Below are 13,186 nucleotides of genomic sequence, written 5' to 3' on the forward strand. Positions count from 1 at the left end.
CGGCTTGCCCTGCTGGCCAAAGCGGTTATGGAAGAGTCGCCATAGAAATAGGGATTTTTGGCTGCTTTGTGCCTGCCATGCCCGATAAGGGGAATTTGAATGAGAGCCACGATCGAACGCGCGACCCTGCTGAAAAGCCTGAGCCACGTCCAATCCGTTGTGGAACGGCGCAACACTATCCCCATTTTGTCGAACGTCCTGATCGAAGCCAGCGAAGGCGGCAAGATCAAGCTGACCGCGACGGACTTGGATTTGCAGGTCGTTGAAACCTTTGCGGCCGATGTCGAAACCCCCGGTGCAACCACCGTTTCGGCGCACACGCTGTTCGAAATCGCGCGCAAATTGCCCGAAGGGTCGCAAGTCCAATTGCATGCCGCAGATGGCCGCATGGCGGTGAACGCTGGCCGTGCGCGCTTCTCGCTCGCAACGCTGCCGCGTGAAGATTTCCCCACGATCGCAGAGGGCGAATTGCCCACCTCGTTCGAAATTCCCGCAAGTTCGCTGATCCAGATCATCGACAAAACGCGCTTTGCGATTTCGACCGAAGAAACGCGTTATTATCTCAACGGTATTTTCCTGCACGTCACCGACGATGCCGATCCTGTGTTGAAGGCAGCGGCCACCGACGGCCACCGCCTCGCCCGCGTCACGCTGCCGCGTCCGGCTGGTGCAGAAAACATGCCCGACATCATCGTGCCACGTAAATGCGTCGCCGAAATCCGCAAGCTGCTGGACGAAAGCGGCGGCAATGTCATCCAGATCGATCTGTCGGCGAGCAAAATCCGCTTCACCTTTGACAGCGTCATCCTGACATCAAAGCTGATTGACGGCACATTCCCCGATTACAGCCGCGTCATTCCAACCGCGAATGACAAGCTGCTGCGCATCGACCCCAAGGCATTCAGCCAAGGCGTTGACCGCGTGGCGACCATCGCCACCGAAAAAACCCGCGCTGTCAAAATGGCGCTCGATAAAGACAAGATCACATTGTCGGTCACCAGCCCTGAAAACGGCACGGCCGCCGAAGAAGTGTCGGGCCAATATAACAGCGATGGCTTTGAAATCGGCTTTAACGCGCGTTATTTGATGGACATCTTGGGCGAAATCGAAGGCGACATTGTCGAACTTCACTTGGCCGACGCCAGCGCCCCAACGCTCATTCGTGAGAATGACAAGTCGGCGGCGCTGTATGTTTTGATGCCAATGCGCGTCTAATAAATGGAGTGGCTTCCGCGCTGGAAGCCCTCCCTTATTCCGCAGCTTCCGCCATGGGGATGCTCTGCGGCCCCCGCACCACGATACCGGGCAAAGCGCCCGTCATCGCGCCATCACGGAACGTGACCACGCCCGATTTAATCGTCGCGGCATAGCCGTCAGCTTTTTGCAGCAAGCGCTTGCCACCTGCGGGCAGGTCGAACGCCAACCATGGCTTCAACAATTTCAACGCGTCAAAATCGATGACGTTGATATCCGCGAGATAGCCCGGCTTTAGCACACCGCGATCATTCAGCCCATAAAGCCGCGCCGTGTCGTGGCATTGGCGTTTGACGGCCAGTTCGAGCGGTATTGTCCCCGCCTTACGATCGCGCGCCCAGTAACTGAGCAGAAATGTCGGTGACGCCGCGTCGCAAATCGTCCCGCAATGGGCGCCGCCGTCGGACAGCGATGCGACGATATCGTCACGCTGGAGCAGCTCTTTGGTGAAGTCCAAATTGCCATCCATATAATTCAATATCGGCAGGTAAATCATGCCGTTGCCGTCGTCGGCCATCAACTGGTCATACGCATATTCGGCCGCTTCTTTGCCTGCGGCTTGCGCAAAGCCGAAGACGCTTTCTTCGCGTGTGGGTTCATAGCTGAAGCCATCGCCGAGCGGGAATTGCATGGCCCATGCGGCCGTCACCAGCATGAAGAATGGGGCCATATCGACCGAAGGTGGTGGCAAATTATCCTCCGCCAACATCGCTGCCTTAAACGCCGGGTCGGACAGCTTTGCCTTTTGTTCGTCCCACGACAGTCCGGCGATTTTCTGCCAGCTTGGCTTGCGCATGAACGGGTGCACCGTGCCGCGCCAGTTCATGATGACGCCGATACCGCGCAGGCCAATCGCCGCGACGAGGTTCGCACCATTGTCATTGGCGTTGCACATCGCCGCCATTTGTTCGGTCCACGGCATTTGCTTGATGGGCGATTGCAACATGGTGAAGGCGATGGGCAGCCCCGTCTCGCGGCTTAACCGACCCATCCAGCCGAACTCGTCCCATTCTTCCAAGAAATCGGTGGTCAGCTCAAACACCCCATGTCCGACTTTGCCCATGGCGCGGCCAATACCCACCAGTTCAGGTTCGGTCGCCGTGGTCCCGGGGACAAGTTCGCCATCAATCGATTTATGCAACACCGTGCGGGAGGTGGAAAAACCCAAAGCCCCTGCGCGCAAGCCTTCCTCCACCAGCCGCGCCATTTCGGCGATGTCGGCTTCCGTTGGCTCCTCATTATCCGCGCCGCGCTGTCCCATGACAAAGGCACGCAACGCGCCGTGCGGAACTTGCGTGCCAATATCGATGGTGCGCGGCAGGCGTTCGAGCGCATCGAGATAATCGGGAAAGCTCTCCCAATCCCATTTCATTCCCTCGGCGAGCGCGGTGCCGGGAATATCCTCGACACCCTCCATCAGGCCGATCAACCAATCATGCTTGTCCTTTTTCGCGGGCGCAAAGCCAACGCCGCAATTGCCCATCACGACCGTGGTGACGCCATGCCAGCTCGACGGACCCATCTCGCTGTCCCACGTTGCCTGGCCGTCATAATGGGTATGGATGTCGACAAAACCTGGCGCGACGATTTTACCGGACGCATCAATCTCTTCGCGACCCAAAGCGCTGATTTGACCCATAGCGGTAATGATACCGCCATCGACCGCAACATCGGCGACAAAGCGCGGTGCGCCCGTGCCATCAACGACGGTTCCACCGCGAATGACCAAATCATGCATATCGACTCTCCTCTTCCTCGCAGGGGAGCCTATCAGACTTAATCGGGCGGTTAAAGTGGGGTCGCGTTGAAGGCGAAATAGCGAGCAATCGTCATCCTGAAACAAGTTCAGGATGACGTTTTTCTGCGAAATTACGCTTTACGCTGCCCCAGCAAGCGCAGGCGAAGCGCGTTCAGTTTGATGAAACCCGCTGCATCCTTTTGATCGTAAGCGCCAGCGTCGTCCTCAAACGTCACAACTTTTTCACTGTACAGGCTGTTGGGCGATTTGCGGCCAACCACACTCGCCAGACCCTTATACAGCTTCAGCCGCACGGTACCGGACACCAAGGTCTGCGAATGGTCAATCGCGGCTTGCAGCATCTCGCGCTCGGGCGAGAACCAGAAACCATTATAGATAAGCTCGGCATATTTCGGCATCAGCTCATCCTTAAGATGCGCTGCGCCGCGGTCGAGCGTGATGCTTTCAATACCGCGATGTGCACGGGCATAAATCTCGCCACCGGGTGTTTCATACATGCCGCGTGATTTCATACCGACGAAGCGGTTTTCGACCAGATCAAGGCGGCCAATGCCATGCTTGCGGCCAAGATCATTCAGCGCAGCCAACAAAGTCGCGGGCGACATCGCTTCGCCGTTCAGCGCGACGCCGTCGCCCTTTTCAAAATCGATGGTGATATATTCTGGCGTGTCTGGCGCATCCTCTGGATTGACGGTGCGCGAGTACACATAATCGGGCGTTTCGTCCCATGGGTCCTCAAGCACTTTGCCTTCGGACGACGTGTGCAACAGGTTGGCGTCGGTCGAAAACGGGCTTTCGCCGCGCTTGTCCTTAGGCACCGGAATCTGGTGTTGCTCCGCCCATTCGATCAACCGTGTCCGGCTCGTCAGATCCCACTCACGCCAAGGGGCAATCACCTTGATGTCGGGGTTCAGCGCATAGGCCGAAAGTTCGAACCGCACCTGATCATTGCCCTTGCCCGTTGCGCCATGCGCAATCGCGTCCGCGCCGGTTTCGGCGGCAATCTCGATCAAGCGCTTGGAAATGAGCGGACGGGCAATCGACGTGCCCAACAAATAGTCGCCTTCATACCGCGCATTGGCGCGCATCATCGGAAAGACGAAATCGCGCACAAATTCTTCGCGCAAATCATCAATGTAGATATGGTGATCGGGCACGCCCATCAGCACAGCCTTTTCGCGTGCTGGCCCAAGCTCTTCGCCCTGCCCCAGATCGGCGGTGAAGGTGACGACTTCGCAGCCATATTCCACCTGTAGCCATTTCAGGATGACGCTGGTGTCGAGCCCGCCCGAATATGCGAGGACGACTTTTTTAACGCTGTCTTTGGTCATATCATTTTCCGAAGCTGAATATCCGCCGCGCGCCTAACAGTTTAGGCAGGGTTCGACAACTCCCACAACTGCCAAAGCCCCAGAAAGAGGAACATCGACGCCGCAATCCTGTGCACGATGCGCAGCGAAACCTTTTCCACCAGCTTCTCGCCCAGATAGACCGCAGGGACATTGGCGATCATCATGCCCAATGTTGTTCCCGCCGCAACCACCAGCACCGCATGATATTGCGCGCCAAGTGCGATTGTTGCCACTTGCGTCTTATCGCCCATTTCGACGAGGAAAAACGCGATTGTTGTCGCAACAAATGCCCCGCGCTGTGACGCGACTTTCATATCGTCATCGACCTTGTCGGGAATAAGCGTCCACGCCGCCATCAGGATGAAACCAATGGCGACTGCGATACGAAATGCGTCGCTCATAAAAATGCTGGCGAGCGCACTGCCCGCCCAGGCCGCGAGTGCATGATTGGCCATTGTGGCGGCAAAAATGCCGGCGATGACCGGCACCGGCTTTTTGAACCGTGTCGCCAGCAATATGGCGAGCAGCATTGTCTTGTCGCCGATTTCGGCAACGGCAACAAGCAAGGCAGAGGCGAAGAAAATTTCCATAATGTTTTCCAGGTCAGGCAGTTAAAAGACGCAATGCCACCCACAACCCCGCCCGACCGGAACGGATTGCAGATGCCATTGGTCTCGCCTTGAACCGCATTTGCGGCCCCACATGCACCATGACCTCTCGGCCAAATATGTTGATGCATGTCCCGTTCGCATGGAACGGCTGGCTACTCCCCAGATGACGGAATGGCGTTTACGTCGCGAATCTCAGCGATGCAACCATGCTGTTATGGAGCAGCATTTACCCGAGAGCCCGGCATAGCCTTGCCGCGGCCCATTTGACGGATCTTGAACAGTTTGCGGCGACGGGAATAGCGCACAGCAACAAAAATGAGAGCGAGCGCCGTAATCGTGATCAACACGAATGCGACAATTAATCTTGTTTCCACGGGTTTCTATCAGTCCAAGATAATGGGCTTTGTTTGCATTTTGATATGCTTGTGATTTTAACTAGCATTTAAAAATGCGAATACAACGGGCAATTGGCGTTATTGATTAGCGAGCGATCAACAATGTTGCGTCGGCTGATAATTCAATAGCTGCTGGCGCACGCACGAGCAGGCAGTCGCCCACCGCAGCCATTTCGTGCGCGACCGAAACCGTCCCCGTCAGTGGCACAATCCAACAGCTGCCCGCTAAAGCCAGCGCATCAATCTGACTTTGATCATCGACATACCAAAGCTGGAAATGTGGTCCATCGACCATCTGTTGCCCGCCGGTTATGCGTCCGGATCGCGCATCGCGATACGGCGTTGCAACGGACACGGCGACACCGTCATCCAGATGCAGTTCGCGTGGCCGGCCATAGTCGAACAGACGATAGGTTATATCGGCGAATTGCTGCACTTCAACGAGCGTGATGCCCGCGCCAATCGCGTGGACGGTTCCGGCGGGAATATAATAATAATCGCCAGCCGCAACTGGCTTCCAATCCATCAGCGCTTCAATCTCGCCCGAAAGCGACGCCGCCCGCAAGGCTTCTGCGCTCAGATCCTGATGCGTGCCAATGCCGAGCACGGCTCCGGGTTCTGCATCCACCACAAACCAGCATTCTTCCTTGCCCGATTGCAACCCGCGATCACGCGCTTGGGTGTCGTTGGGGTGCACCTGAATGGATAGCTTTTCCGACGTAAACAGCCATTTCACCAATATCGGCAGCGGGTCGCCATCGGCGTTTTCATACCAGATCTCGCCAATGCGGCGGCCGCCCATATCGCCAAATTGCGCCGGTATGTCTGTGCGGCCCCATGGCTTTTCAACAAGATGCTTGGTCAGTTTCATGGGCCATCCGTTATCAGCAATTAAACGCTTTTGCACCGTCCAAACTATCGCTAGGGAAGCGGCAACACCAAAATTTTCTCCCCAGGCACCACGTCCCAATGGAGCCAAAGTCATGACTGAATATGTAACCCGCGCAAACCTGCAGGTCGCCGATGAACTCGCGCTTTTCGTTGAAAGCCGCGCGCTGTCGGGCACGGGCATAGCCGCCGACGCTTTATGGTCCGGACTATCCGATATTCTGGCGCGGTTTGTGCCGGTGAATCGCGCGCTGCTCGCCAAACGCGACGCGCTGCAAACCCAAATCGATGCCTGGCACAAGGCCAATCCCGGACCGATCAGCGACATGCCTGCTTATCAGGCATTTTTGCGCGACATTGGCTATCTCGTGGCCGAACCAGCGCCCTTTGCCATTGGCACGCAAAATGTCGACGCCGAAATCGCGACGATGGCCGGACCGCAGTTGGTCGTGCCGAGCCTGAATGACCGCTTCGTGCTCAACGCCGCCAATGCCCGTTGGGGCAGCCTATATGATGCATTATATGGCACCGATGCGCTCGATGCCCCGCCTGCCCGCGCAGGTGGCTATGATGCGGATCGCGGCGCGGCCGTCATCGCTTATGCACGCAATTTCCTGAACCACAGCATCCCCGGTTGGGAAGACGTCTTGTCCGGCGGGACGTCCGATTTCTTCGTCGCGCAATCCGCATCGGGTGACACGCAACGCTATCTGTTCAAACAAAATGGCCTGCATATCGAGATATTGGTCGATCCCGCGCACCCCATCGGCGCGACCGACGAACTGCATATCGCCGATGTCATCCTTGAAGCTGCGCTGACCACGATCATCGATCTGGAAGACTCGGTGGCTGCCGTGGACGCGCAGGACAAGGTTGCCGCCTACACCAACTGGCTGGGCCTGATGCGTGGTGATTTGGTTGCGTCGTTTGACAAAGGCGGGCGGACAATGAGCCGCGCGCTTGAGGCCGACCGCGATTATGACGGCCTCACCCTTGCGGGCCGCAGCCTGATGTTCGTGCGCAATGTCGGGCATCTGATGACCAATCCGGCGGTGCTGTTGCCCGATGGCAGCGAAGCGCCCGAGGGCATTCTCGACGCATTGTTCACCTCTTTATGCGCGCTGCACGACCTGAAAGGTCTTGGCACGCATCGCAACAGCCGCGCAGGTTCGATCTACATCGTAAAGCCCAAAATGCACGGCCCCGAAGAAGCCGCGCTGACCAATGCTTTGTTCGATGCGGTTGAAGATGTGCTTGGCCTCGCACGCCACACCATCAAGGTCGGCGTGATGGACGAAGAACGCCGCACCAGCGCGAACCTCGCCGCATGCATTCACGCGGTGAAAGACCGCATCGTCTTCATCAACACCGGCTTCCTGGATCGCACCGGTGACGAAATGCACACCGCGATGCAGGCGGGCCCCATGATCCGCAAGGCGGAGATGAAAGCCAGCAGCTGGATCCAAGCCTATGAAGCGCGCAACGTCCAAATCGGCCTTGCCTGCGGTCTTTCAGGCAAAGCGCAAATCGGCAAAGGCATGTGGGCCGCGCCCGATATGATGGCCGATATGATGGTGCAGAAAATCGGCCATCCAAAGGCAGGGGCCAACACCGCATGGGTCCCCTCACCCACCGCAGCAACGCTGCACGCGATGCATTATCACCAGTTTGACGTCTTTGCGCGGCAGGCGGAATTGGCACAAGAACCGACGCCGGGCCTTGATCCCTTGCTGACCATTCCCGTTGCACCCGTCGGCCACAATTGGTCCGATGAAGAGGTGACGCAAGAGCTTGAGAACAACGCGCAGGGCATTCTTGGCTATGTCGTCCGCTGGATTGACCAAGGCGTCGGCTGTTCAAAGGTCCCCGACATTCACGACATCGGCCTGATGGAAGACCGCGCCACATTGCGTATTTCGTCGCAGCATATCGCCAACTGGCTGCTGCACGGCATTGCGACCGAGGCGCAGGTCGACGCCGCGCTCACCAAGATGGCGGCGAAGGTCGACGCGCAAAATGCGGGCGATCCGCTTTACGAAAAGCTCACACCGGGCAGCATCGCATTGAAGGCCGCCCGTGCGCTCATCTTCGAAGGCGTGGCGCAGCCCAATGGCTATACCGAGCCATTGCTGCACAAATTCCGGCAGGAGAAGAAAGCGGCAGCCTAACGCGGCGCCGCTTTTTTCAATTGCTCCGCTTTCCAGTCCATCGCGCGGCGCACGCGGGTTTCGACCGACGGGTGCGAGTAGAATATCAATTCTTGCAGCGCCGATGGCCGCGGATAGCGATATTCGGCAGTTTTCACCAACGCGCCTGCAAGCGCATCGGGCAAATTCACCGTCCGAAGCGAATAAGCGTCGGCTTCGCTTTCGCCGACACGTGCCACGCTGTTCATCACTGGCTGTGCAAACAGGCTGAGAACCGAAACGATCAGCGACAATATCGGCAATCCTTCGGGGTCGCCGATGGTGGCTTTGCTGCCAAATAAGGCCGCGACCCGGTTGAACAATCGGTCGGCCAAAAAGAAACCAAGCATCGCAATGAACACAATGGCGAAGACCATCCGCCAGACATGGCCAAGAACATAATGGCCGATCTCATGCCCCGTTACGGCCTTCACCTCGTCCAATGACGCCTGCTTGAGCGCAACGTCGGAAATCGCAATCCGCGCCGAACCAAAAACGCCCGAGACATTGGCGGTGAAGTTGTTCGATTGGCGCGAACCATCAAACATCAGCACACGGTCATGCGGAATGTTGGCTTCGTCGGCCATTTCAAGCAACGCCGTCCGCACTGGCCCCGCTGGAACTGGCTTATATTCGTTGAACATCGGTTCGATCACCACAGGCGCGAGCAATATCGTCGCGGCCGCGGCAAAAGCCGCAAGGCCACCGGACCATATCCACCATGTTTTGCCCGCACGGCGGATAAGCGCATAGACGCCGAGGAAAAACAGCCCGCCCAATATGCTCGACAGCGTGATGCCAATGGCATTTTGCGCGAGGAAGTCAGACAATGGCTGGTCCGTCCGGCCATAGGATCGTTCAAAACCCCATTGCTCATAAATGCCCCAGGGCAGGCTGATGACGGCCGAAATGACGAAAAACGCGACGCAGATTATCCATGTCCGCAGCGCCCAGCCGCTATTTTGCAATTTCGCCGACAGGCGGTCGAGCAGGCCCGAACGTACAATAATCCACGTTACAATGGCGGTGACAACCAACCCCGCCAACAACATCCAATGCGTTGCGATGGTATAGCTTTCGGCCTTTTGCAGCGCCTCTGGCCCCAGACTGTCAATATAACGCGCGGTCTCTGCCGCTGGATCAAATGCCATGTCTATTCCCTCCGATATACTGTGTTGGCTATCTCACACAGCATAGACATGCAACCGCATCTTGCGGGCACGAACGCAGCGTCGTTGGGTCAGTCGAAGTGAAGGTTGATATTATGGCTCAGATCGACACAGAAATCCGTAACACCGACTATTTGCGCGACGGAACCGTGATAACGCTTTCCTGCTTCTGGTCAGATGGCATGTCGGGGTCGTCCGTGATCGATGCCACCGTCTGACCACTAACAACAACTTTGAACAGCAAGTCGGGTGCAGGCATTTTTGTGAAGGTCGGCAAAAGCGCGTGTTGCGCCAAGTCTGAGGCAATGGCCCAATATTCCTTGTTAGAAAACAACGCTTCCAACACCTGCACCGAATAGCCAGAATCTCCGGCGACCATAACAATGTTGTTATCGTCGTTTGCATCACGATACAGCGCATAACGCTCATTAGACGCGCCATCGCGGCAGGCATTGGGAAGATCGAGAAAATCGGCGTTTCGCAATTTCATCAACTCGACGAAGATTGTGCCTGTCACAAACGTCCCCGCCAAATCGGGTTTGATTACTTTTGCCTTCTTCCACGTGATGGCGGTCGTGCACGTTGGGATGGCTTGTGGAACGGTTCCTTCGCTCGCGGTGACCGGCACGCGTACTTTCGCGATCATCTCCATCAGCTTTGCTTTAGCGATTGCTGGGTCGCTGTTCGAAGTCGAATAGCGTAGCTTTACAAACCAATGCCCAACCGGAAAAATGGCGAGAGCCGTTGCTTTGTATTTGTTATTGGACGTTGTGTAGGCACGATACAGCCCGCTTGCGACTGAACCACCCGGCCGCGCAAAGCTGGTCGGTGCATCTTCTACCGCCACAACATTGCCAAGCGCCTTATTGGCAAGCAGGCCTTGCTCGCTCCGGTCGAACCATACACCGATGTCGTTCCAATAGGGGCGATAGAGGTAAACGGTGCCGATGGAGTCAGCACTTTCATATTGGACACTAACATCCAGTTCGGATGACGAATTGTCCGAAATAGAACTGCGCTTTAGCCCCGCGAGTTTCGGTGGCAGGATGATTTGGCTGCGGGCATGTTGCCAGCTCGCGGTATCAGGAACGCTGATTGCGGTTTGTGCAAAGGCGGGTAAGGAAACCGAGAAGGCCAGAAAAAGTGCGAATATACGAACACTCATTATTCGGCTCCTTGAACCACAACTAATTTATGCAACAGCGTCGATAAACCGCTCCGCATCCAATGCAGCCATACAGCCCGTGCCCGCGCTGGTGCATGCTTGGCGATAGATATGGTCCATCACATCGCCGCAGGCAAATACGCCGGGGATGCTGGTTTCCGTTGCCTGACCCTCTGAACCGCCACGCACCTTGATATAGCCGCCGGCCATATCCAGATGCCCTTCGAAAATCGCGGTGTTGGGCTTGTGCCCGATGGCGATGAAAACGCCATGCAGTTCGATATCTTCGGTTCCGCTGCCGTCGGTCGCGGCGATACGCATGTCCGTGACACCCATCGCATCGCCCAGAACCTCATCCAATCTATGGTTCCATTTGATCGTAATTTTGCCTTCGGCTTCGCGCGCGAACAGGCGGTCTTGCAAGATCTTCTCCGCCTTCAATTTGTCGCGGCGGTGGACCAAGGTCACATGGCTGGCGATATTGGCGAGGTATAAAGCTTCTTCGACCGCGGTGTTGCCGCCGCCGATGACGGCGACAGGCTTGTTGCGGTAGAAAAACCCGTCGCAGGTTGCGCAGGCCGATACGCCCTTGCCCATGAACGCAGTTTCGCTGGGCAGGCCAAGATATTGTGCGCTTGCCCCCGTTGCGATGATGACCGCGTCGGCGGTGTAATCACCTGCGCCACCTGTCAGGACAAAGGGCCGCTTCGAAAAATCGACCTTTTCAATATAATCATTTTCAATCCGCGTGCCGAAACGTTCGGCGTGCTTGCGCATCCGCTCCATCAACTCGGGGCCCATGACGCCCGCATCATCACCCGGCCAGTTGTCGACTTCGGTCGTGGTCATCAACTGCCCGCCGATTTCAACACCGGTAATCATCATGGGCGTCAGGTTGGCGCGCGCGGCATAAACCGCCGCGGTGTAACCGGCTGGGCCGGAACCGATAATGATAACAGGGGCGTGGCGATTTTCGGTCATGGACGGTCTTTCTGATTCTGTTCCGTCCGGACATAAGCGTCGCCACCGCTTTGGCCAAGTGTGCCGCCCGACTTATCCCCATTAAATTAGCGCTTCACATTATAACGGCGGCAACTTATCAGGCGGTCCGAAACACGGGTTTAGGGAGCATTTTCATGGCTAAAATCACAGTAATTTCACGCGATGGCCAAGGCCGCGAAGTTGAGGCTGAAAATGGCCTGAGCCTGATGGAAGTCATCCGCGACAATGGCTTTGACGAATTGTTGGCATTGTGCGGCGGTTGCTGCTCGTGCGCGACCTGCCACATTCATGTCGATCCGGCCTTTGCCGATCGCTTACCGAAGATGAGCGAAGACGAAAACGACTTGCTGGACAGCACCGACCACCGCAACGAAACCTCACGCCTGTCGTGTCAGGTTCCTGTAACCGATGCGCTTGACGGCCTAATCGTCACCATCGCGCCAGAGGATTGATTTAGAGCACCGCTAACGCCCCTCCCGCAAGCGGGAGGGGAAATCTACCCCCGCATTGCCTGATCCAGTGACTCCTGAAGCACGGGATAGCCATGGCCGTCGGGGATGCAGAGCCAGTTTCCATCTTCGCGCTTGTCGATATAGGTCAGGACGGTGGAAACCGGATGCGCGGCGGCATGTGCTGCGGCAGCGTCAAAGTCACCAAACATCGCCAGCCTTTCCAGATTGCGGCGCGTCGGGAAGATGATCTTGACCTCACCCTTGTCGGCTTTTTCCAAAACCTCTGCCGCGCTGGCCCAAAACAGCGCCCGGTTTTCGGTGTGGTCAACGGTCGCAAGCGGCGTGGTGTTGCCTGCATCCACCAGATAGAAGCGCGTATCGAAAACCCGCGATGCCCGCTCAAACGCAGGCGGCCGCCAGCGTGACCATGGTACGAGTTGGTCAAAATCGGGTTCCCAGCCAAAACGGTTGCATATGGCTTGCAGGCTCTCCCCATCATGCAACGCCGCGCGCGGGGCATCGCAATCGGCGGGGTCATCAACACCCTTTAGCCCAAGCGCAAGGCCAGCCTCCTCAATCGTCTCGCGAATGGCCGCCAGTCGTGCTGCGGCCTCATCCAACGGCAAAGGGCCGCCCAGCATTTGGGCATAATCGAAATCCGCCGGATCAACCTTCCCACCCGGGAAAACCGCCGCACCGCCGGCAAAAGCCATCGCCTTGATACGTTCGACCATCAGCAACAATGGCGCACCGCCATCGGGGTTTTGGCGAAAAATCACCATAGTAGCGGCGGGGGTGGCGATGGGTTCGGGTGCTGTTTCTAAAGTCATGCCACACACAAGCATGGAATGCCCGGCGTTAGAAGTGGAAAGTTAATCTAGGGTCAGGACCTTGCGGTTAAACTCTATCAAAACATTGCAGGGGCCCCATTCGCCGCGCGCGTGATATGCTCA

General features: G+C 57.0%; 11 protein-coding genes and 1 riboswitch. Of the genes, 3 read left to right on the forward strand and 8 right to left on the reverse strand.

Features of this window, described 5'->3' with window-relative positions; genetic code table 11:
* The first annotated feature begins 99 nt into the window (after positions 1–99).
* Positions 100–1,215: a DNA polymerase III subunit beta gene (gene dnaN / locus GGR91_RS08520; protein WP_183941777.1), complete on the forward strand. Its 1,116-nt coding sequence runs from the start codon at positions 100–102 to the stop codon at positions 1,213–1,215.
* Positions 1,216–1,249: 34 nt separating this feature from the next.
* On the opposite strand, the gene GGR91_RS08525 is transcribed toward dnaN, so the two are convergent.
* The 4 genes from GGR91_RS08525 to GGR91_RS08540 form a co-directional block, all read right to left on the reverse strand.
* A complete protein-coding gene (locus GGR91_RS08525) occupies positions 1,250–2,992 on the reverse strand; it encodes an N-acyl-D-amino-acid deacylase family protein (protein ID WP_183941778.1) in 1,743 nt (580 codons plus the stop codon).
* Between the two features lie 131 nt (positions 2,993–3,123).
* Complete coding sequence (locus GGR91_RS08530; protein ID WP_183941779.1) at positions 3,124–4,344, reverse strand: argininosuccinate synthase; 1,221 nt, start codon at positions 4,342–4,344, stop codon at positions 3,124–3,126.
* Between the two features lie 41 nt (positions 4,345–4,385).
* Positions 4,386–4,955 carry a TMEM165/GDT1 family protein gene (locus GGR91_RS08535; protein WP_183941780.1) on the reverse strand — a complete coding sequence of 190 codons (570 nt, stop codon included), beginning with the start codon at positions 4,953–4,955 and terminating at the stop codon, positions 4,386–4,388.
* A 10-nt stretch (positions 4,956–4,965) separates the two neighbouring features.
* A riboswitch (yybP-ykoY riboswitch) is annotated at positions 4,966–5,150 on the reverse strand.
* Between the two features lie 306 nt (positions 5,151–5,456).
* Positions 5,457–6,242, reverse strand: coding sequence for a class I mannose-6-phosphate isomerase (locus GGR91_RS08540; protein WP_183941781.1), 786 nt, complete (start codon positions 6,240–6,242; stop codon positions 5,457–5,459).
* Positions 6,243–6,354: 112 nt separating this feature from the next.
* Between GGR91_RS08540 and GGR91_RS08545 the strand changes: the two genes are divergently transcribed.
* Positions 6,355–8,427: a malate synthase G gene (locus GGR91_RS08545; protein ID WP_183941782.1), complete on the forward strand. Its 2,073-nt coding sequence runs from the start codon at positions 6,355–6,357 to the stop codon at positions 8,425–8,427.
* Here the strand turns inward: GGR91_RS08545 and GGR91_RS08550 are convergent.
* The 3 genes from GGR91_RS08550 to trxB form a co-directional block, all read right to left on the reverse strand.
* Positions 8,424–9,596: a M48 family metallopeptidase gene (locus GGR91_RS08550; protein WP_183941783.1), complete on the reverse strand. Its 1,173-nt coding sequence runs from the start codon at positions 9,594–9,596 to the stop codon at positions 8,424–8,426. The two genes, GGR91_RS08545 and GGR91_RS08550, sit on opposite strands and share 4 nt — an antisense overlap.
* Before the next feature lie 148 nt (positions 9,597–9,744).
* The gene (locus tag GGR91_RS08555; protein ID WP_183941784.1) at positions 9,745–10,779 is read right to left on the reverse strand and encodes a hypothetical protein; all 1,035 of its coding nucleotides are present in this window, start codon (positions 10,777–10,779) and stop codon (positions 9,745–9,747) included.
* 27 nt (positions 10,780–10,806) lie between these two features.
* Entirely contained in the window at positions 10,807–11,760 is a 954-nt protein-coding gene (trxB, locus tag GGR91_RS08560; protein WP_183941785.1) for a thioredoxin-disulfide reductase, read from the reverse strand.
* Positions 11,761–11,915: 155 nt separating this feature from the next.
* Here trxB and GGR91_RS08565 point away from each other — a divergent pair, with 155 nt between their 5' ends.
* Positions 11,916–12,233, forward strand: coding sequence for a 2Fe-2S iron-sulfur cluster-binding protein (locus GGR91_RS08565; RefSeq protein WP_183941786.1), 318 nt, complete (start codon positions 11,916–11,918; stop codon positions 12,231–12,233).
* 44 nt (positions 12,234–12,277) lie between these two features.
* Here GGR91_RS08565 and GGR91_RS08570 read toward each other — a convergent pair whose 3' ends face one another.
* Positions 12,278–13,063, reverse strand: a complete 786-nt coding sequence (locus GGR91_RS08570; protein WP_246337125.1) for an NUDIX hydrolase — start codon at positions 13,061–13,063, stop codon at positions 12,278–12,280.
* Positions 13,064–13,186: the final 123 nt, after the last annotated feature.

The organism is Sphingorhabdus rigui (assembly GCF_014196595.1).
GTDB classification, from domain to species: domain Bacteria; phylum Pseudomonadota; class Alphaproteobacteria; order Sphingomonadales; family Sphingomonadaceae; genus Sphingorhabdus_B; species Sphingorhabdus_B rigui.

What these genes read in the sequence shown, in the direction of transcription:
- dnaN (WP_183941777.1), top strand. Translation starts at nt 100, where the DNA reads ATGAGAGCCACGATCGAACGCGCGACCCTGCTGAAAAGCCTGAGCCAC.
- GGR91_RS08525 (WP_183941778.1), bottom strand. Translation starts at nt 2,992, where the DNA reads ATGCATGATTTGGTCATTCGCGGTGGAACCGTCGTTGATGGCACGGGC.
- GGR91_RS08530 (WP_183941779.1), bottom strand. Translation starts at nt 4,344, where the DNA reads ATGACCAAAGACAGCGTTAAAAAAGTCGTCCTCGCATATTCGGGCGGG.
- GGR91_RS08535 (WP_183941780.1), bottom strand. Translation starts at nt 4,955, where the DNA reads ATGGAAATTTTCTTCGCCTCTGCCTTGCTTGTTGCCGTTGCCGAAATC.
- GGR91_RS08540 (WP_183941781.1), bottom strand. Translation starts at nt 6,242, where the DNA reads ATGAAACTGACCAAGCATCTTGTTGAAAAGCCATGGGGCCGCACAGAC.
- GGR91_RS08545 (WP_183941782.1), top strand. Translation starts at nt 6,355, where the DNA reads ATGACTGAATATGTAACCCGCGCAAACCTGCAGGTCGCCGATGAACTC.
- GGR91_RS08550 (WP_183941783.1), bottom strand. Translation starts at nt 9,596, where the DNA reads ATGGCATTTGATCCAGCGGCAGAGACCGCGCGTTATATTGACAGTCTG.
- GGR91_RS08555 (WP_183941784.1), bottom strand. Translation starts at nt 10,779, where the DNA reads ATGAGTGTTCGTATATTCGCACTTTTTCTGGCCTTCTCGGTTTCCTTA.
- trxB (WP_183941785.1), bottom strand. Translation starts at nt 11,760, where the DNA reads ATGACCGAAAATCGCCACGCCCCTGTTATCATTATCGGTTCCGGCCCA.
- GGR91_RS08565 (WP_183941786.1), top strand. Translation starts at nt 11,916, where the DNA reads ATGGCTAAAATCACAGTAATTTCACGCGATGGCCAAGGCCGCGAAGTT.
- GGR91_RS08570 (WP_246337125.1), bottom strand. Translation starts at nt 13,063, where the DNA reads ATGACTTTAGAAACAGCACCCGAACCCATCGCCACCCCCGCCGCTACT.